Raw genomic sequence first — 19,049 nt, 5'->3', positions numbered from 1 at the left:
TGGGCTCCCGCCTGTTTGCTGAAAAGCAATACCCTATAAGACCATCGAGTACCGAAAACCGGGCTTCTTGAACAAAGGATTGATGTGACCTTCGGTCACGAGCAATCCTTAATGTTATGAGGGATTCTCATATATTTCTTCAAAACCTTTCCAACCATGCTTTTTAGCACTTCTAATTAAAAAGTCTATATCAACAAAATCACCATCATCGCTTTCAAATTCATGCTCTTGGGTAGAACAGTGAAATCTTTGATCTTCAATATTGTATGAAATACTCTCAATTGGTTTTGTTTGCCAACGAGCACCAACTTCACCCCATAATGAAAGACCTATAAATGGAACAAAAGGGAGTGTAGTATCAATATATCCGCCAGCCCACCTTTTTTTATCAAGGCTCATTATTGTTAGTACAATTCTGACTTTATATTCCATTTTTACCTCAGTCGTGGTAGGAATACCGGTTGCCCAATACCCCCCACACAGATCCGGACGTGAAGTTTTCCCTCATCCGGCTCCTCGGTTGTACTCGCTTTCGCAGTCAGCAAAAATAAGAGCCTTACCACCAAACCCGCTGTTGTTTTGCCGGTTGATATTTCACCACCGGGTACTTCAGCTGGATCACGCTTAAAAGACTCTTCAACCTATCCCAAGTAAAACTCCTCCTTTGACTTCGCCTGTTCAGCCATTTGTACAGTGCTTTCACAACGCAACTGTACGGTACGTGCAGCGCTGACAGGTTACCCACCACACCAAAATAGTTGTAGTGGCCTTGTAGCTTCCGGTTGAGCTTGTTTATCAACAAAGGTATTTTCATGTGTCGGTGTTTCTTGACATACTCTTTCAGGGCAGCTTTCACAATTTTGAGTTTCTTTCTTGAAGTGCGCTTGAACAGCCGGGGTTTCCCCTTCTTGTCCGTGCTCCAGTAAAACTCAAACCCCAAAAACGTAAAACGATTCTTCAGCCCAGGAGCAAATCGACTAAAGCGCAAGATATTCGTCTTGTCTTCTGCCACTTGCAGGTTAAACTTACCGAGTCTTTTCGGTAACACGTTGTAAAACCGCACTGCATCGCGCTGATATTGAAAACCACAGACAAAATCATCTGCGTATCGACACAGCACTGCATCTCCCTGGCACCTAGGTTTCACCACTCTCTGAAACCAATCGTCAACGACATAGTGAAGATAAATATTTGCCAAAACGGGCGAAATACTGCCGCCTTGAGGCGTCCCCTCCTCTGGATACTGTATGCTCTGATCTTCTTCCAGTATGCCAGCCTTCAGCCATTTGTTTATCAGCCTTATGAAACGTTTGTCATCGACCCTATGCGCCACCATTTTCAGCAGTACGTCATGATCAAGATGATTAAAGAAACCCTTGATATCGGCCTCTACAACATATCCGAATCGTCCGAACTGCATCCTCACGGTCAAATCATCCACAGCATCTCTACCGCCACGGTTGGGACGGTATCCATAACTGAAAGGATAAAACGCTTGTTCATAGATCGCACTTAACAAAGCCGATACCGCTGTCTGCACCAGTTTGTCTTCAATCGCCGGTATTCCCAGCGGACGAGTCTTTCCTGGAGCCTTCGGGATGTGTTTCCTCCGGACCAACTTAGCCTTGTAACTCTCCCGTTTTAATCTGCCTATCAAATCATTCAGATTTGCATCTAAATTCTTCCTGTATTCTTCCACGGTGACTTTATCCACCCCCGGTGCTGACTTTCGATTCAACTTTCGAAAGCAATAGACCAGAAGAGGCTTGTCAAGACAGCGGGACAGATCCTTGAATCGATAGTCCGGTCTTCGTTTTGCCTTGTTTGCTATTCCCCGCAGGAAGGTTGGCTCATGGTTACCCCGATCTGCTTTGTCGGGCATCAGTTGCCTTTGCGGGCTACGTACTTCCGTCATTCCCTTCCCCTTGTAATTGGCTCTCCCAATCTCTGAGTACTATGAAATGATCCGACTCCCACCCCGTCATCAGCGATTTTCCTCTTCAAAGTACTCTACGCCTACCTGCTTTGCAGGAACTGAAGTGGGTCTCCCAAGTTCTTGAACGCATCTCTTTGTACATGCCACAGTCTGATGACTCCGGAGACCCTCCACATCCTCACCACGATACGGATGCTTCTGTATTGACTTCGGTGCGCGTTAAAGCCCTCGTCGATCTCGACTTTCATTTCGAAGCTGTACCAACTCTCAGGAGCTGCGAACTCCCTACGGCCTGCACAATTCTCTGTGTACGCTTCACCTGTCTTGTTCGCTTGACTTTCCAAGCTCCGCAACAGGCGCAACACTCGATACGGGTGGCGGGTTAGACCTTTCCCGGCAGGGACTTACACCCTGCAAGATGCGCCAAGCTTTGCTTGGCGCTCTAACGCCGCAAATCACCGGCGGCAAAAGTTGCAAAGCGAAGCGGCGCAGCTTTTGACGTCCAAGTGCATTTGCATTGTTAGGCGCATTTTGAAATTAGTTCTTATTTGTAAAGACCTGCCGAGATACCAATGAACCATCGTTGTGATGACAAATCATTTCTTTTGATGATGTATCATAAAAGTTATGTGTAATTTCATGGGCTTGAAATATGTTTTTATGAAGCGGTATTTCAGCATATGGATTATAGTAAATATGCAAACCATCAAGGTGAGTTTCAGTATATTCACTAGATTTACAGAAGTGCATATCCGAGCCAAACACTATATCATCAAGTGGCTGCCGCATTGAAATTACTTCATGTGTATCAGAAAGCTTAGATTGTGCTATTCCGAGCTTTTTGGCTCCTTCATTGGAGAGAAAATCAACGATATTGCTTTGTCTATACCTCGTAGACTTTACCATACAATCAATACCACCTTGAAGTATTGCCTTACCAAACATACCTGTAGTTGAAAAAATGACAGCACTGATCTCTTTGAAACTATCATCTGTAAAAATACCAACTTTTACTTTATCTCCGCTGTATGTCTCTATATGAGAACTTTTTTTAACATTAAAAGTTCCATCATAATTTTGCTTTGGTGGTTCTACTCCATATAAAACTTTATTAATGGCAGTATTATTTTGAGAGAATGATAAGTCGTTATCAAAAGGTGCTATAGCTACTACAAATGGCTTACCTTTAACATGTTCTAAAGAAGAGTATGGATGCTTTTTACCACCATCTCCTAAAAACAAATCACGTTTATCACTAATTTTTCTTAGAAGTTTGAGGCTTGAATAATTTAAAAAGTCCTCTTCGCTCATTTCAGTAGCATTGATTTCATTTTCTGAGGGCTTATTAGATGTAACCGCTTCAACATTTAACTCTCTTCCAGATTTATGTTTAAGAAAAAAAATCTGGACTTTCTTTTGAGTAGTCAATGGAAAAACCAAGAAGCTTAAAGGCCTTATTTAGATACAGCTCCCATAAGGAAGAACTGAAACTTATTTGAAACTCTTTGATGAATTTATCAGATTCCTTTTTCCTTTCACTAAATCCGCCAGCCCACTCTTCTATCGACTCCAGTGCAGGTTTGTAAACATCTTCTGTGATAATTTGCTTGAAATAACGATTTAGCTTTTCATCTTTGTATTTTGGTTCAAAAAGTTTCATCTTTTCTGCTTATATAAAAGTTGAAAGTTTACGCTGTGCGCCTAACGTGCGCTTCACCGGGCGCAAAATGCGGAGCGAGGAACGAGCGCAGAATTTTGCGATCCGTGTGCAAGCGGCTTGTTAAGGCTTTATGTCTTTTTTGAATATTGTTAAATTTTGTTTTTCAATCTGATCTATAGGAACCCAATCATTTTGTATAAAAAAAGCAGTAGCAGTTGCAGAACGAGAATAAATTTTTGAGAATCCCAAATCGACAGATAAATTTTCAATTGCATCAATCAATTTTGTACCTATACCTTTCTGCCTTTCCTCCGCTATTACATAAAGTGAAGTGACCCAAGGGCTTAATTGATAATGTGAGCCTGACTTTTGTCTTAAAGCAACCGAACCGAGGAATTTACCATGTTTCAAAGCTACCAAACAAATAGGAAGTTTATCTTTATTGCAAAATGAGTATATATCTGAAAGAGCATCCCCTTGGCCTCCAGGTCTGTAATATTCTTTCCATTCTTTTTTATACGACTCTTCTATAATAGAAAATAAATGTCGATTATCTTCGATGAATTCTATTTTTATGTCTTCTGCCATGATGCCTTAACATTCTGAATACCCCGCCAAATTTTCTATGTATCACCCATATAAAATGGATAATTTTCCAGGGTATCGGTTATTCAAGGGCCAAAAGTGGAAAATCGAGGGGATTATTTTCCATGTTTTGGAGTACAATACTGTCGAACAAAATTTTCTGTTATCTTGGGCATCAAACTATCTCGCACGCCAAGCAAATGCCATACATCCCGACGCATCAAAACCCTTGTTTTAAAGGATCATTCTATCCAACGAGCATACAACCCGTACCCTCAAAGGGGTATTGATACACCCCGATAACAATTTCCACTTTTGTGGCTTTAATACGGTGATACCCGGAAAATTTTCCACCTTTGCTCCTGGATACGTATAATTTTCCATGTTTGCCTCTTGATACCCCAATCAAAAACAGCTTCGTAGGCAATGTAATGCATCACCTTTCCAACCAAAGCCCACCGAGTCATTTCAAGTCATACGCCTGAAATATCGAATTTTCAATCTGAAAAACTCATTTTACCGTAGAAAGAACTTTATCCAACATCCCGTAAACCAATCACATGATTCATTTCAATATATCTCGAAATAACGAAACGATTATGCAATACGGCGTTCTCTTTTCCTGAATAGCGATTCGAAAACCAGCTTTCAAGGTGGCTCACCTTGCCACCGGAGGCATCGGTTTTTGTATTTTATTATTTTTGGTACGGCCCCAAAGCGCTGCATGAAACTACGCAGCCCTGTCCGTGAACGCTTCAGAACGGTTAGACGGATATTATTTCAGTAAAGCTCGAAATGAATAACAGTATGATTTAGTGATAAAAAACTATTGACACGTCAAAAGGATGGAATTAGGGTGAGAGGTAATAACTAGTTATTACGAAGATCATGGAATGCATGTTGCGACCCGACAGGATGCGCTAACATCCTGCCAGGCCTGACCAAAACAACCTTGACAGGAGGTCGTTATGGCTACACGATTTTTTACACCACACTCACCCCCATTTCAAGTCGTATTTTCCTCGTCACGCGCAATCCAGCGCGCCTTTCACCAACACTATCGCCGTACAAAATGGCCCTTGATCACGCGGGTTTCTGACTGACAGGCAGAGTTGCGCCCCTTCGGAAGCTTGTGTTGTGCTGCGGCAGGCCCGGCCTTCTGGTTTGGGTTGGGTTTTCTCTTTTTCCTTTTGCCGGGGGGGCCTCCATAAAAAAAATTGTGAATGGTGAATAGTCAGTAGTGAATAGATAAGGCATTGGTGCGTTGTTGAGCGATTCGGTAGGTCTCATTTTACTTTTCTGTACCTGAAAACCGGGATGGTGCACTACGGGCTAAAGGCTAAAGGCTAAAGGCTAAAGCGAATAAGGCTGGATGTCATTATGCTCAAGGTAAAATGGTTGATTTTCGACTATTTTTCCGTGCCCTGCCTCCTGTTCTCTATTCACCGCTCACTATTCACTCAAAAAGGAGCCACCATGACTTCACCGGACAGCCAGCCCGGCCCCGTCATGTTTTCCGGGTCGGAGATTGCTGAGCTTTGCGATGCCATCAAGGACGTTCATCGCCTCCTCACATCCGTGGGGGCATTCTTTTCCGAACTGGAAGCTGCCGAGGCCCCGGGAGGAAACGGCCTTCAGATCGATTTCAAGAAATGGGGCCTCAGAACCATTACCGAGGACCTTTTGGAGCGGCAATACAAGGCCGTGGATCGGATTGTTGCGTTTTACAGGGAGGAGCAGGAACGGATGGGGAAGGGAAAAAAGTGAATAGGGAGTAGTGAGTGGTGAGTGGTGAATAGGTTGGGAAGAGCTGTGGGTCGGGAGGACCTGCGGTTTGGGGAATAGAAAGTGGAGGGAGGTGAGTAGAAAGTAGTGAGTGGTGAATGGGGTGGGAAGAGCTGTGGGTGGGGAGGGCCTGCGGTTTGGGGAATAGAAAGTGGAGGAAGGTGAGTAGCAAGTGGTGAGTGGTGAATGGGTTGGGAAGAGCTGTGGGTGGGGAGGGCCTGCGGTTTTGGGAATAGAAAGTGGATGAAGGTGAGTAGCAAGTGGTGAGAGGCGAATAGATTGGGAGAGCCGTGGGTGAGGAGGCTTGCGGCTTGAGAGACCGAAGGGGGAAAAGGGCGGGGTCGTGCCGGGAGGTGGGAGGTTCGGCTCCGTTCCTTTTTTTAGGGAAAGACATCGAAAAATTGGTTTGGACGGTGCCGTGAGATTGTGGGGTATGAAATAGAGGGGGTACGGTTAAAGAGGGGGCGGTGTTTTTTTTGCGAAATAAGTGGGATCTTGAGGCGGGGGCGGTGCGCACGGCGCACCCTACGAGGTGGCGATCACTCGGGCACTATTCACTATTCACTATTCACTGTTCACTATTAGCCTAAAAACCGGCACCCGGATCGGGGTGCCGGTTTTTAATAGGCTCAAAATCAGGAAACCCTGACCTTTACGGAGCGGGCGTGGCCGCTGAGGCCTTCGGTTTCGGCGAGGAGCATGACCTCTTCGGCTTCTTTGCGGAAGGCGTCTTCGGAGTAGCAGATCAGGCTGCTCTTTTTGGTGAAGTTCTCCACGGACAGGGCTGAGGAGAACCGGGCGGTACCGGCTGTGGGCAGGACGTGGTTGGGGCCTGCCACGTAGTCGCCCATGGGCTCTGGGGTGTAGTGGCCCATGAAGATGGCCCCTGCGTTGCGGATCATGCCCACCACTTCAAAGGGGGCTGTAACGAGGAGTTCCAGGTGCTCGGGGGCCAGACGGTTGGCCAGCTCGCAGGCGGACTCGATGGAATCGGTGACCATGATGGCGCCGTAGTCGCGGATGGAAGCCCCTGCGATCTCTTTACGGGGCAGCTCTTCCAGCTGGCGGTCCACTTCGGCGCGGACCTTCTTGGCCAGCTCTGCGTCGGTGGTGACGAAGATGGAAGAGGCCAATGGATCGTGCTCGGCCTGGGAGAGAAGGTCGGCTGCGGCCCATACCGGGTTGGCGCTCTCGTCGGCGATGGCGAGGATCTCGCTGGGGCCTGCGATCATGTCGATGCCCACGGTGCCGGAGACCAGCTTCTTGGCCAGGGTCACGTAGATGTTGCCGGGGCCCACGATGACGTCCACCTTGCCCACGGACTCGGTGCCGTAAGCCAGGGCGGCCACGGCCCAGGCGCTGCCCGCCTTGTAGACCACGTCCACGCCCGTGCGCCGTGCAGCGGCCAGGAGGTGCTTGTTGACGGTGCCGTCGGCCATGGGGGGCGTGACCATGGCGATGTGCTTGACCCCTGCGATCTTGGCGGGGATGGCACCCATGAGCACGGAGGAGACCAGGGGCGTCATGCCGCCGGTGGCGCCGGGCACGTAGACACCGGCGGCGTCCACGGGGTTGACCACCTGACCCAGGGTGACCCCTTTGCGGGGCATGTCGATCCAGGAATTCTCAAGCTGCTTGCGGTGAAAGGACTCCACCTGGGTGGCGGCCAGATCCAGGGCCTTCATAAAATCGTCGTCCACCGACGCAACGGCCTCGTCAATCTCGGCTTCGGTAACCACGAGCTGAGAAAGAGTCATCTCCGGGGCGTCAAAACGGCGGATATAATGCAAAAGAGCTTCGTCGCCGCCTGTGCGAACCGCCTCGAGAATATCGATAACGCCCTTTTCGTCCTCTGCCGTGTATCCCAGGCCACGATCCGTGATGGCACGAACCTTGGCTTCAGCCTCTACCGAAGGATAGTTGAAAATGTCCATGATGTCCTGTCTCCATGCCCGCCTTGTGGGCAGATTGTCTCTTGCTATATAACTCGGTCAATCCGTCGTAACATAGGGGTAACTGTTCAGCCTGACGTCGCCTTCGGCAGCCCTGTTTAAATCATCCGGCAAACAGGTAGTTAATGACCACTGCCAACGCAGCGGCCGCATTCCCGTGCGTCCCGTCCCTGCATCGCGACCTGTGGGCGCAGAGGAAAGCCGGGTAACCGGAACGTTTTTTAGGCGCTTTTTTACAAAAGCGGCCCGCCAAAGGCATCGCTGAATAATCACAAAAGGCCTGCATTATACCCGGAGGCACCCTCTGTGTAAACCGGCTTTCCCCTTGCATAAACCGAATATCCGCAGAGAAGGTTTTCTACCTGACGAACGGATCCAGGGACGAAGGCGCGCATTCCCCCGCGAACCGGCTCTCCCGGGCCAGGATGGCCCCGGTGAGAAGATAGCCCGCAGGCACGGCCAGGGCCAGGGGAATGGCGTACAGGGCCAGGGTGTCCAGGGCAAAGAGCATGGGAAACGCCGTTGCCACCAAAAGGACAAAGGCCACCATGGCCCTGCCGAAGGTGGTGCGGCCTGCCCCAAGGGTCTCCCGGGTTGCGGTGTCTTTGGAGGTTCCGTACTTGGGAGTTCGCTTAAACTCCCCGTGGCTCTGGAAGAAGCCCTGCACCGCTGCCCGGGCCAGGAACGGGGCCACCCCGATGCAAACCAGGGGAATCATGGGCACGTAGCGCACAAGGTGCCGGGTACGGGGCTCTGTAAAGGCATACACCGTGTAGTAAAAAAGGATGGCCCCGCAGCTTCCGGTGAGGGCGGCCACCCCGGGGATCCAGGCCAGGGACGCGGCCCGCGTGCCGTGGACCATCAAGGCGGGCCAGAGGGTCACCGTGGCAACAGCCCCTGCCACCCAGCCCAGGCCACCCAACAGATGAAAGATCGCCTCCACCTTCACCCGCCGGGGCAAGGCCGTGCTGAGAAGACGGGGCAACACCTTTACCGCGGTCTGGCTGGCCCCCTTGGTCCATCGCTGCTGCTGGGAGATAAAGTCCGTGAGGGTGGGCGGCAGCTCGGAAGGCACCACGCACTCTCCGTAATAGGAAAGCCGCCACCCGGCCATCTGGGCCCGGTAGCTTAAATCAAGGTCTTCGGTGAGGGTGTCCGCTCGCCATCCCCCTGCCCCGATGATGGCCTCTTTGCGCCACACCCCGGCCGTGCCGTTGAAGTTGAAAAAGCGCCCCCCCGCATGCCGGGTAGCGTGCTCGATATCAAAGTGCGCGGACAGGGTCAGGGCCTGGACCCCGGTGACCAGAGAAGATTCATCGTTTAAAAACCCCCATCGCGCCTGGACCATGCCGATGCCCGGGGACGTAAACCGGGGCATGGTCTTCAGCAGAAAGTCCGAAGGCGGGATAAAGTCGGCGTCAAACACGGCAATGTAGTCGCCCCGGGCCTCTTCAAGGCCTGCGGCCAGGGCCCCTGCCTTGTACCCCTTGCGGCTGGGCCGCCTCAGCACCGAGGCCGTCACCCCGCGCGCCGTCAGCCGGGCTACGCCCTGGTCCACCACCTCACGCGTTCCGTCCGTGGAGTCGTCCAGCACCTGGATCTCCAGGCAATCCAAAGGCCAGGAGAGAGCCCCTGCCGCCGCAATCAACCTCTCGGCCACGGCCTCTTCGTTGTAAAGGGGAAGCTGCACCGTTACCACGGGCACCTCGTCCGGCACGACCGCCACGCCCCCTCTCCGGCGCCGCACACCAAGCCACTCCCGCAAAAGAACCAGCCGGTGCACACCGTACAGGGCCACCAGGACCACGGATATCAGGTGAAGGAGATACATCGCGTGAAACAGCATATCGCTCATAAAAGCCCTCTGTGATCGAGTTAGGAGAAGAACATCAAAAAAGCTATGCCTCCGGCGGCCCTGCCGGGGGACAAACGTTCGAAAAGTTTGATAAACAGGTCTTGAGTCATGATTTCAAGGCTTCGCCGGAACAATTATTCAGTTTGTACTCCGTGCATCAATATCAAAACACGTCATGTGTCGAACGGCTCGGTAACATAAAAACCCTGGGGGACCCGGGCATGGTGCACAGAGTGCACCCTACGCGATGGGCACGGCACCAGGGCCGTCGCCATGCCAACGGGTTCGGCTTTGCCTTTGCCCATCCTACGCATTTTCGGCCCATCACCGCCGGTGGCCGTATGTAACCTCAGGATGTCGGGGCTCTCCTGCAGACGCGCTTGCCGAATGTCACACGTCACGCGAATGCCTCGATAGCGCTTGGAGAATGATTGCCTCCATGCATTCGCCATAGGGTTTCAAGGTGCCCCCACCTTGCCGCCGGAGGCGTTTTTTACAACACCTATAAAAATAATCATGCGTTGGCCTTGCCCTTCCACCATGCCACCACCAGGGCGCACACCGGCACACTGAAAATCCAAAAAGGGACCCAGGCCCCTTCGGACCAGACCCCGGCGGACAGGTAGTCCGTAAGCACATTGTAACCCAGAAGGGGGGTCAGGGTCATGAGGTAGGCCGGGGCCACGCCAAGGCTACCTGCCCCCATGAAGGGCAGGCACATGGCCAGGTAGAGGCCGTACCAGGGGTGCAGGGTGGGGGTGACAAGGAGCCAGGCAAAGGCTGCCCACCCCATGAAAAAGCCGGGGGTTGAGGGGGACCGCACCTGGCGGTAAAGCAGCCCGGAAAAAGCGCAGGCCAAAAGGGCTGCCATGGTCATGCGGGCCAGGCCGTTCATGCCGGTCATGTCCCGCACGGTTCGAAAGAGAAACCCGGAAAACTCCCAAGTGGTGCCGTACACCCGAAGGGTCTCCAGGGCGTGGACGGCCTGGGGCAGATAGGGCACCACCAGAAAGACAGACACCACGGCCCCGCCAAGGGTCGCCCACCCTGCCCGCCTGCCTGCGGCAAGGAGCAGAAAAGGAGCAAACATCACCGGGATCAGCTTCACCCACACGGCCACGGCAAAGAGGCCGCCAGCCCAGATCGCCCTTTTCTGGCCCCTGGCCGTGGAGATCAGCAGGGTGGCGGCCAGAAGAAAGGGCAGTGCCAGGGCGTCGATGTGGCCGGACCAGGCGATCTCCCAGACCACCAGGGGGTTCCAGGCGTAGAGAATCAGCCTGTGAAGCGGCGGTCCTCCCCGGCCGGAGGCCGTGAGAAACAGAATAATAACTGCGAGGTCTGCGGCCACCAGCAGGGCCTTCATCCCGGCCATGCCCAGGGGGGCGGCAAAACGAAAGAAAAACTGGGCCGCCGGGGGGTAGAGGGTCACCAGCGTGGGGTGGTTGACCTTTGTGGCCAGCTCAGCCAGAATGGTCTTTGCAGCGGATTCGTCACGGCCGGGCAAAAGCAGTGATGCGTAATGCTCGGGAGACCGTGCATAGGGGCTCTCCCCTTCTACCTGGACCATCCCGTCAAACAGGTACCTGTAGATATCGTCCGACAACACAGGGGAAGACATCACAAAGGGCACCCGAAGCAACAGGGCAACGACCAGAAGGGTCGAGGCCTTCAGGGGCCACGTGCCGGACTCGGCGAGACGGGCAGTTGCATAAACCAATCCCCCCTGAACGCAGGCAGCCGCCATGAATATACCCATGGCAAAGGGGCGGCTGCAAAAGAGCAAACCCATCCAGGAGGCAAGACAGATGCAAAAGAGACTTGCGACTCTCATACCCATTCTCATGTTGGTGGTCTCGGTGTGTGTCGTTGGAGTGCCCGCAGGGGCGGTGGAACGGATCACCCCGGGCTCGTTGGATACCATGGAAGAAAAACCCGTTATCCTGGATGCCCGGCCGAAAAAGGCGTGGGCCAAAGGGCACATCCCGGGTTCCTTCTCCTTTAACTGGGAAGAGTATACAAAAACCGATGACCAAAAGATACCTTACAGAACCTTTCCCCCCAAAGAGATGGCCGAAGCCTTAGGAGCATTGGGTATCCAGGCGACATCGCCCATCGTCATCACCGGCGACGCAGACAAATCCTGGGGCGGCGAAGGCTGGATCGCCTGGTTCCTGAAGTGGATCGGCCATCAGGGTCCGGTTTACCTGCTGGACGGAGGCATGCCCGGCTGGATCGATAAAAACCTTCCCTTGAAGGAACAACCCGAAGGGCTTCAGGATGCCCCTTTGAGGGCCCTGTACACACCGACTCCCGACCCCACCCTCTTTATCACGGCCGAGGACCTTCGGAACAACCCGGACACCTACACCCTGGTGGACACCCGCTCCTTCGCGGAGTGGCTCACCGGCCACATCCCCGGGGCCGTCCACATCTCCTGGAAAAAGATGGTGGATAAAAACTCCCGCACCCCCATCTCCCCCGGGGCCATGAACGCCCTTCTTGCCAGGAAAAAAATCCCCCTGGACAAGCCCGTTGTCTACTACTGCACCGGCGGAGTCCGCTCAGGCTGGGCCTGGATGACCCACACCATGGCCGGGCTCCCCACCGCCTTCAACCTTGAAGGGGGGTATGAAGAATGGCACGCGACAGAGCATTAACCCGGATAGTTCAATGCCGCCTCCGATAATCGCCAGCAATTCCTTTTGACGCATGGTAGATCATGGCCAGACCACACAACCACGTGACCGAAAAAAGGAAGAAGCCATGAATACCGTATTTGCGCCAGGATGCGCTCTGGCCATTGAAAACCCCGGGGCGGCAGACCGCATCTTGACCCTTCTGAATCAACACATGGGGCCCACCCAGCGGCTTGATACCTGTTGCAGGAATTCTCCGGAACTGTCCCCCGGCACCACCGTGATAAATGTCTGCGCGGGATGCGACAAACGCTACAGGGAAAACTACCCGGACTGCACCACGATATCCCTTTGGGAAATTCTCGATAAAGAAGATTTCTGGACCTTCCCGGACCACAAAGGCGCACCCATGTCCGTGCTTGACCCATGCCCTGTGCGAACGGAGAACAGGGTCCATGGGGCCGTGCGCTCCCTGCTTGAAAAAATGAATATCCAGGTCAGGGAAGCCGAAAGAATCAAAAACAAAAGCATCTGCTGCGGAGACAGTGCCTGGGGCGTGCTGCCAACAGAGAAAATCATAGAAAAAATGACGCAGAGAGCGGATCAGATGCCCGAAGAAGACGTGGTGGTCTACTGTGTATCGTGCATCAAATCCATACACAACGGGGGGAAAACCCCGCACCATTTGGTGAATTTGCTTTTCGGCCAGCCCACAACCCCCGGCACATGCGATCCCGATCAGTGGCATGCCGAGCTGGAAGCTTATGTCCAGGCGCACTGACCTTTAGCCCGTATATTTCATGAGAAAACAACCATTCAAATGGATAATGATCAGAAGAATGGAGCGCCGCACTCCGGTGCGGCATAGCCACGGGACACGAAAAAAGCCCCACGGGAATGCGGCGCTCCACCAGGTGCTATCGCCCGGCGCCACGTAACCATTGATATATCGCAGAACCACTCAATAGAAAGGAGACAAACCGCGACATATCGCGGATACGACAACCGCATGGAACAAAAGGCCCGCCAAGCGGGCCTTTCGCCATATGGCATGCTTGTTGCCTGATTTTTTCCTAGGCCGCGCCACCGCACTGCGATGCCGACGGCAGGACCATCTCAATACACCCCACTTTAAGGAGAGACGGATGAAGAAGGTAGAACGCGTGTTGATTGTCGGGGCAGGAACCATGGGCCAGCAGATCGGGTACCAGTGCGCGGCATGCGGCCTGGACGTGACCCTCTACGACACCAGCGAAGAGGCGCTGGCCAAGGCCCTCACCACCATGGAAAAAATCGGCAAGGCCATGGAAGCCGGGGGCCGGGTGAGCCCGGAAGCGGCCAAAGCTGCCATGGCCCTTATCCGCACCACAACCGACCTTGCCGAGGCAGGAAAAGACGCAGATTTAGTGAGCGAGTCCGTGCCCGAAGACCCCAGACTCAAAGCCTCGGTCTTTGCCTCCCTGCATGCCATCTGCCCGGACCACACCCTCTTCACCACCAACACCTCCACCCTGGTGCCCTCCATGATCGCCGAGCACACCGGTCGGCCCGACCGCTTCGTAGCCCTTCACTTCCACGACGTGCGCATCACCAACATCGTGGACATCATGCCCCACCCCGGTACCTCCGAGGAAACCCTTTCGGCTATCCGCGAATTCGTCTTCCAGATTGAGCAATACCCCATCGAACTCAAAAAAGAGCAGCACGGCTACGTGTTCAACACCATGCTCTCCCAGCTCTTCGGCTCCGCCCTTACCCTTGCCAGCCGCAAGGTGGCCTCCGTGGAAGACATCGACCGCGCCTGGATGGGCATCATGAAAACCGCGGTGGGCCCCTTCGGCATCATGGACTCCATCGGCCTTGAGACCATCTGGAAGGTGACGGACTACTGGGCCCAGGTCACCAAAGACCCCCAGAGCCAGAAAAACGGCGAGTTCGTCAAAGCCTACGTGGATGCAGGGGACCTGGGCGTCAAAACCCAGAAAGGGTTCTACAGCTACCCGGACCCCGCCTTTATCAGTCCGGAGTTTATGAAGGGGATTAAATAAAAGTCCCTCGCTTTGGAGCGCCCCACTCCGGTGCGGCATGTGCCACGCCCCCCAAAAAAGCCGCACGGGAGTGCGGCGCTCCATCGCCCATGCCGCTCCACGCGATGCCCAAACACATAAGGCGTAGCTTCTTCCGTTCCAGGCCATTGCCCATCTTTTGGAGCGCCGCACTCCGTGCGGCATGCGCCACGCCACCAAAAAAGCCGCACAGGAGTGCGGCGCTCCATCACCCATGCAACCCCACGCGATACCTAAACACATAAGGCGTGGCATCTTCCGTTCCAAGCCATTGCCCATCTTTTGGAGCGCCGCACTCCGTGCGGCATACGCCACGCCTCCCCAAAAAGCCGCACAGGCGTGAGGCACCCCTTCCCCACCTCTCCCATATATTTTTTTATTGCCTTTTGTATAATTTTTTATACAATAAACCCATAAATCATGACAAAAAACCAATTTATAGAATTTTTTATATTTCAATCTTAATCAAAACCCCAGGATTCCCATGCAGAGCCCGGACACCCGACTGACATCGTACATCCCCGTCGCCGACATGATCGCCAGCACTTTCGGGAAGCACTGCGAGGTGGTCATCCACGACCTCTCCATGCCCCAGAACTCCGTCATCTACGCCGTCAACAACCACGTCACCGAACGGCAGGTGGGTCAGTCCTTTGACCACCTTATCAAGCAGGTTCTCCTCTCCAAGAAGTTCAAAGGGGACATGACCGCCAACTACAAAACCGTCACCGAAGACGGCCGGGAGATCAAATCCTCCACCGCCCTGATCCGGGACGCCACAGGCGAAGTCATCGGCGCCCTGTGCATCAACTACGATCTCTCGGCCATGGGGCCCATCAAAGCCTTTCTCGACGACTTCCTGCCCGTGGAAGCCGAACCTGCTGCCCCGGCTTCGGCACCGGTGGAGAATGTGGTGGAGATCGTGGACGACCTCATCGAAAAAATCATCGCCCAGGCAGACACCGCCTCCATGAAAAAGAGAGAAAAGATCCGGCTCATCGCCTTCATGGAGAGCAAGGGTATCTTCCTTATCAAAGGGGCCATGGACAAAGTGGCGGCCCGACTGGGCATCTCCAAGGTCACGGTCTACAGCTACTTAGATGAAATCAAAAAAAACAAGGCAAGGTAACACCATGGACACCATCACCACAGACAACGCCCTGAAACCGGCCGGTCACTACAGCCAGGCCATCGTCCACAACGACATGATCTACACCTCCGGCCAGCTGGCCTTTGATGCCGAGACCGGAGAGAAGAGGAAAGCAACCATTGAAGAGGAAACCCTCCAGGTCCTCACCAACCTGGAGCTGGTCCTCAAAGAAGCGGGCAGCAGCAAGGACAAGGTTCTCAAAACCACCATCTACATCTCGGACATCGCCCTGTGGGACCAGGTGAACCGCGTCTACGCGGAATTCTTCGGCGACCACAAGCCCGCGCGCTCCGTGGTGCCCACCCACGGTGAGCTGCACTTCGGATTCCATGTGGAGCTGGAGGCGGTGGCCGCTGTTTAGCAAACAGGTCGTTCTGGTTTTTCATGGTTGTCGTTTGACCCGCAACCTTTAAAAAACCGGAACAAACCGCCCGAAACGGAGCGCCGCACTCCGGTGCGGCTTTTTAGTCCGTCATTACCCGTGCCGCACAGGAGTGCGGCGCTCCAAACCACCCTTGCCGCCCAAGGCAGCGTTGCTCAACACCGAGGGGCAGATGCAATACCCTGAGACCGGATATCTTTCGTTCCCAGGCTCCGCCTGGGAATGGTGCATGGAGGCTCTGCCTCCACAAAACGAGCAAAACGGTTAAAACGTTAAACAAACAGGCTTTTGCTCTGACGTTCGAGGCCCCTGCGAGATTCAAACCAGGAAAATTTTTTGCGGAGCTTTTTTTCAAAAAAGCGACCCGCCGGAGGCATAAAATAACCCTCACCGAGGACACAGCATGGCACGATACATAGATCCCAAGACCAACGAGACCTTTCCCATCGACGACCCCATCTGGAGAGCCCCTTCGGGCGGCCCCCTCATGCTCACCGAACTTCCCGGCATCACGCGCGGACAGATCGACACCTCGGTTCGCTCCATCTGGCGATACCGGGCGGCCTTTCCTTTTGAGGTCAAAGAGCCCATCACCATGGGCGAGGGGTGCACCCCCCTGGTCACCAAAACATTCGGCGGGGCGTCCTGCTCATTCAAGCTGGAGTGGTTTGCGCCCACGGGCTCCTTCAAGGATCGCGGCACCTCGGTGATGCTCTCCATGCTCAAGGCCCAGGGCATTTCCTCAGTGCTGGAAGACAGCTCCGGCAACGGGGGCTGCTCCGTTGCCGGGTACGGGGCCGCGGGCGGACTGTCCACCTGCATCTGCGTGCCGGAGTCCACCTCCCCGTCCAAGATCGCCCAGGTGCGGGCCTACGGCGCCGAGGTGGTACTGGTCTCCGGCCCCCGGGAGGCCACGGAGGCCGCGGCCATCGAAAAATCCGCCGAGATCTTCTACGCCAGCCACAACTGGCACCCCTTCTTCCTTCAGGGCACCAAGACCCTGGGCTACGAGATCTGGGAAGATTTTAACTTTTCACTGCCGGACAACATCGTCATCCCCGGCGGGGCCGGAAGCAACGTCCTGGGGTGCTATATCGCCTTTAAAGAGCTCATGGCCGCAGGGGAGATCAAGAAGATGCCGCGCCTGTTTCTCTCCCAGCCCGCCCACTGCGCCCCGGTACACGCCAGCTTCCAGGCCGGTGCCGAGGAGTGCGTGGAGACCGACTTTGCCCCCACCGTGGCCGAAGGCACGGCCATCAAGCGCCCCATCCGCATGAAACAGATCCTGGCCGCCCTGCGTGAAAGCAACGGCGGCACCGTGGCCATCCCCGAAGAGGAGATCATCGAAACAAGCCTCGCCCTTGCCCGCACCGGCCTCTACACCGAGCCCACCAGCGCCCATGCTGCAGCGGCCTTTACCCGGCTTGTAGAAGCGGGAACCATCAAGGCAGACGAACAAACCGTGGTGATCTTGACGGGCACGGGCATCAAGACCACGCCGTTTTACGAGGCGCAGATGGCTTCGGAGTAAGGCAAATGAAGGGAAAAAACCACCGGCGGCCTGGGGCTACGCCCGTAAAGCTTGTTTGCTTCGCTCCCAGGCTCTGCCTGGGAGTGTCGGGCGCAAGGCTCTGCCTTGCCTGAAGGTAAAAGCGAACGCGGGATAACACACCGCAGGCTCAGGCGACACCAACATGGAGGCAGAGCCTCCGAGGAGCATTCCCAGGCGGAGCACGAAACAATAGTTACAAACACAGGTCACATGGAGACAAAACCAATGCATCTGACGACACTGGAAACCCCTTGCCTGGTTCTGGACAAGGCCAAGCTGCAGAAGAACATCCGAAATCTGAGCGCGCGCATGAAGGCCCTGGGGGTGAACCTAAGGCCCCACGGCAAGACCGCCAAGAACATCGATGTCATGACCATGGCGTTGGAAGGGCAGGAGGGCGGTATCACGGTCTCCACCCTGAAAGAGGCGGAATACTACTTCGAAAAGGGCATCACGGACATCGTCTACGCCGTGGGCATTGCCCCGGTGAAGCTGCCCCGGATCTTTCGACTGATGGACAAAGGTGCAAAGATCACCGTGCTCCTGGACTCTGCTGAGCAGGTGCGGTTCGTTGCCGAGGCGGCTGCTGAGCACGGGGTCACGGTTCCGGCCCTCATCGAGCTGGACTGCGACGGGCACCGGTCCGGCATCACACTGGAAGGAGAAGATCTTATTGCCATCGGCACCCTGCTCCATAACGAGCACGGAGTCTCCCTCAAAGGCGTGCTCACCCACGCAGGGGAGTCTTACCAATGCCGCTCCACCGAGGCAATCCGCGCCATGGCAGAGCAGGAACGGTCCATGGCCGTGGCCTGCGCCGAAGCCTTGCGGGCATCCGGCCTTCCCTGCCCCGTGGTAAGCGTGGGCTCCACCCCCACCTCCAACTTTGCCGAGGACCTCACAGGCGTCACCGAGGTGAGGGCCGGGGTCTACATGTTCTATGATCTTGTGATGGCTGGCCTTGGGGTGTGCAAGGAAGAGGATATTGCCGTCTCGGTCCTGGCCTCGGTCATCGGCCACCAGAAGCGAAAGGGCTGGGTCATCACCGACGCGGGCTGGATGGCCATGTCCCGGGACAGGGGCACGTCAGCCCAAGCCCTGGACCAGGGATACGGAAGGGTCTGCGGTGTGGACGGAGCACCCATGGAGGATCTCATTGTCTCCGGGGCCAACCAGGAGCACGGGATCCTTTCCGACAGAAACGGCAAAGAGCTTCCCTGGGCTTCCTGCGGCATCGGGTCCATGGTCCGCATCCTGCCCAACCACGCCTGCGCCACTGCCGCCATGTACGACCGCTACCATGTGGTGGATAAGACAGGAGAGGTCGTGGACACCTGGCACCGCGTCAACGGGTGGTAGGAAATGAATGGATTCGCCCTGTTTTTCCCTGTTCTTTTGGTAACATTTCGTGTATTTCGTCTGCTCTATGGAGAATCCGTATACACACCCAGGTGCCGTTACGAAATCGGCACCCCACACATAAAGGACAA

16 protein-coding genes are annotated in these 19,049 nt (G+C 54.4%); 8 read left to right on the top strand and 8 right to left on the bottom strand.

The features are described 5' to 3' along the window. Positions 1-114: 114 nt before the first annotated feature. The 5 genes from MSL71_RS08965 to MSL71_RS08945 form a co-directional block, all read right to left on the bottom strand. Positions 115-432: a hypothetical protein gene (locus MSL71_RS08965; protein WP_180138938.1), complete on the bottom strand. Its 318-nt coding sequence runs from the start codon at positions 430-432 to the stop codon at positions 115-117. 124 nt (positions 433-556) lie between these two features. After that, a complete protein-coding gene (gene ltrA / locus MSL71_RS08960; RefSeq protein ID WP_218950978.1) occupies positions 557-1,915 on the bottom strand; it encodes a group II intron reverse transcriptase/maturase in 1,359 nt (452 codons plus the stop codon). 558 nt (positions 1,916-2,473) lie between these two features. Further along, positions 2,474-3,364 carry a hypothetical protein gene (locus MSL71_RS08955; protein ID WP_218950977.1) on the bottom strand — a complete coding sequence of 297 codons (891 nt, stop codon included), beginning with the start codon at positions 3,362-3,364 and terminating at the stop codon, positions 2,474-2,476. Then, positions 3,327-3,596, bottom strand: coding sequence for a hypothetical protein (locus tag MSL71_RS08950; protein ID WP_218950976.1), 270 nt, complete (start codon positions 3,594-3,596; stop codon positions 3,327-3,329). The genes MSL71_RS08955 and MSL71_RS08950 overlap by 38 nt, the downstream gene beginning before the upstream one ends. 120 nt (positions 3,597-3,716) lie before the next feature. Beyond that, on the bottom strand, positions 3,717-4,184 hold the full coding sequence (locus MSL71_RS08945; RefSeq protein WP_180138936.1) for a GNAT family N-acetyltransferase: 468 nt from the start codon (positions 4,182-4,184) through the stop codon (positions 3,717-3,719). Between the two features lie 1,473 nt (positions 4,185-5,657). On the opposite strand from MSL71_RS08945, the gene MSL71_RS08940 reads away from it, so the two are divergent. Continuing rightward, on the top strand, positions 5,658-5,948 hold the full coding sequence (locus MSL71_RS08940; protein ID WP_180138933.1) for a hypothetical protein: 291 nt from the start codon (positions 5,658-5,660) through the stop codon (positions 5,946-5,948). 653 nt (positions 5,949-6,601) lie between these two features. Here MSL71_RS08940 and hisD read toward each other — a convergent pair. The 3 genes from hisD to MSL71_RS08925 all read right to left on the bottom strand — a co-directional run bounded on the left by hisD (position 6,602) and on the right by MSL71_RS08925 (position 11,604). Then, complete coding sequence (gene hisD, locus MSL71_RS08935) at positions 6,602-7,900, bottom strand: histidinol dehydrogenase (protein WP_152005108.1); 1,299 nt, start codon at positions 7,898-7,900, stop codon at positions 6,602-6,604. A 376-nt stretch (positions 7,901-8,276) separates the two neighbouring features. Continuing rightward, complete coding sequence (locus tag MSL71_RS08930) at positions 8,277-9,773, bottom strand: glycosyltransferase (protein ID WP_180138931.1); 1,497 nt, start codon at positions 9,771-9,773, stop codon at positions 8,277-8,279. A gap of 514 nt (positions 9,774-10,287) precedes the next feature. After that, complete coding sequence (locus MSL71_RS08925; protein ID WP_180138929.1) at positions 10,288-11,604, bottom strand: MptA/MptB family glycosyltransferase; 1,317 nt, start codon at positions 11,602-11,604, stop codon at positions 10,288-10,290. On the opposite strand from MSL71_RS08925, the gene MSL71_RS08920 reads away from it, so the two are divergent. The 7 genes from MSL71_RS08920 to MSL71_RS08890 all read left to right on the top strand — a co-directional run bounded on the left by MSL71_RS08920 (position 11,579) and on the right by MSL71_RS08890 (position 18,918). Beyond that, entirely contained in the window at positions 11,579-12,430 is an 852-nt protein-coding gene (locus MSL71_RS08920) for a sulfurtransferase (RefSeq protein ID WP_180138927.1), read from the top strand. The genes MSL71_RS08925 and MSL71_RS08920 overlap by 26 nt on opposite strands. Positions 12,431-12,536: 106 nt before the next feature. Continuing rightward, positions 12,537-13,190 (top strand): (Fe-S)-binding protein, encoded by a 654-nt coding sequence (locus tag MSL71_RS08915; RefSeq protein WP_180138925.1) that lies wholly within the window; start codon positions 12,537-12,539, stop codon positions 13,188-13,190. Positions 13,191-13,554: 364 nt separating this feature from the next. Next, a complete protein-coding gene (locus MSL71_RS08910) occupies positions 13,555-14,457 on the top strand; it encodes a 3-hydroxyacyl-CoA dehydrogenase (protein ID WP_180138923.1) in 903 nt (300 codons plus the stop codon). A 502-nt stretch (positions 14,458-14,959) separates the two neighbouring features. Then, positions 14,960-15,604 (top strand): helix-turn-helix transcriptional regulator, encoded by a 645-nt coding sequence (locus tag MSL71_RS08905; protein ID WP_180138921.1) that lies wholly within the window; start codon positions 14,960-14,962, stop codon positions 15,602-15,604. 4 nt (positions 15,605-15,608) lie between these two features. Beyond that, positions 15,609-15,986: a RidA family protein gene (locus MSL71_RS08900; protein ID WP_180138919.1), complete on the top strand. Its 378-nt coding sequence runs from the start codon at positions 15,609-15,611 to the stop codon at positions 15,984-15,986. Positions 15,987-16,410: 424 nt separating this feature from the next. Further along, on the top strand, positions 16,411-17,538 hold the full coding sequence (locus MSL71_RS08895; RefSeq protein WP_180138917.1) for a threonine synthase: 1,128 nt from the start codon (positions 16,411-16,413) through the stop codon (positions 17,536-17,538). A 246-nt stretch (positions 17,539-17,784) separates the two neighbouring features. Then, positions 17,785-18,918: a DSD1 family PLP-dependent enzyme gene (locus MSL71_RS08890; protein WP_218950975.1), complete on the top strand. Its 1,134-nt coding sequence runs from the start codon at positions 17,785-17,787 to the stop codon at positions 18,916-18,918. Positions 18,919-19,049 lie beyond the last annotated feature (131 nt).

It is taken from the genome of Desulfoluna butyratoxydans, from assembly GCF_900699765.1.
GTDB classification, from domain to species: domain Bacteria; phylum Desulfobacterota; class Desulfobacteria; order Desulfobacterales; family Desulfolunaceae; genus Desulfoluna; species Desulfoluna butyratoxydans.
The sequence above is the reverse complement of the archived record's forward strand: the minus strand, read 5'-3'. Positions and strand labels throughout refer to the sequence as shown.

What these genes read in the sequence shown, in the direction of transcription:
- MSL71_RS08965 (WP_180138938.1), bottom strand. Translation starts at nt 432, where the DNA reads ATGGAATATAAAGTCAGAATTGTACTAACAATAATGAGCCTTGATAAA.
- ltrA (WP_218950978.1), bottom strand. Translation starts at nt 1,915, where the DNA reads ATGACGGAAGTACGTAGCCCGCAAAGGCAACTGATGCCCGACAAAGCA.
- MSL71_RS08950 (WP_218950976.1), bottom strand. Translation starts at nt 3,596, where the DNA reads ATGAAACTTTTTGAACCAAAATACAAAGATGAAAAGCTAAATCGTTAT.
- MSL71_RS08945 (WP_180138936.1), bottom strand. Translation starts at nt 4,184, where the DNA reads ATGGCAGAAGACATAAAAATAGAATTCATCGAAGATAATCGACATTTA.
- MSL71_RS08940 (WP_180138933.1), top strand. Translation starts at nt 5,658, where the DNA reads ATGACTTCACCGGACAGCCAGCCCGGCCCCGTCATGTTTTCCGGGTCG.
- hisD (WP_152005108.1), bottom strand. Translation starts at nt 7,900, where the DNA reads ATGGACATTTTCAACTATCCTTCGGTAGAGGCTGAAGCCAAGGTTCGT.
- MSL71_RS08930 (WP_180138931.1), bottom strand. Translation starts at nt 9,773, where the DNA reads ATGAGCGATATGCTGTTTCACGCGATGTATCTCCTTCACCTGATATCC.
- MSL71_RS08920 (WP_180138927.1), top strand. Translation starts at nt 11,579, where the DNA reads ATGCAAAAGAGACTTGCGACTCTCATACCCATTCTCATGTTGGTGGTC.
- MSL71_RS08925 (WP_180138929.1), bottom strand. Translation starts at nt 11,604, where the DNA reads ATGAGAGTCGCAAGTCTCTTTTGCATCTGTCTTGCCTCCTGGATGGGT.
- MSL71_RS08915 (WP_180138925.1), top strand. Translation starts at nt 12,537, where the DNA reads ATGAATACCGTATTTGCGCCAGGATGCGCTCTGGCCATTGAAAACCCC.
- MSL71_RS08910 (WP_180138923.1), top strand. Translation starts at nt 13,555, where the DNA reads ATGAAGAAGGTAGAACGCGTGTTGATTGTCGGGGCAGGAACCATGGGC.
- MSL71_RS08905 (WP_180138921.1), top strand. Translation starts at nt 14,960, where the DNA reads ATGCAGAGCCCGGACACCCGACTGACATCGTACATCCCCGTCGCCGAC.
- MSL71_RS08900 (WP_180138919.1), top strand. Translation starts at nt 15,609, where the DNA reads ATGGACACCATCACCACAGACAACGCCCTGAAACCGGCCGGTCACTAC.
- MSL71_RS08895 (WP_180138917.1), top strand. Translation starts at nt 16,411, where the DNA reads ATGGCACGATACATAGATCCCAAGACCAACGAGACCTTTCCCATCGAC.
- MSL71_RS08890 (WP_218950975.1), top strand. Translation starts at nt 17,785, where the DNA reads ATGCATCTGACGACACTGGAAACCCCTTGCCTGGTTCTGGACAAGGCC.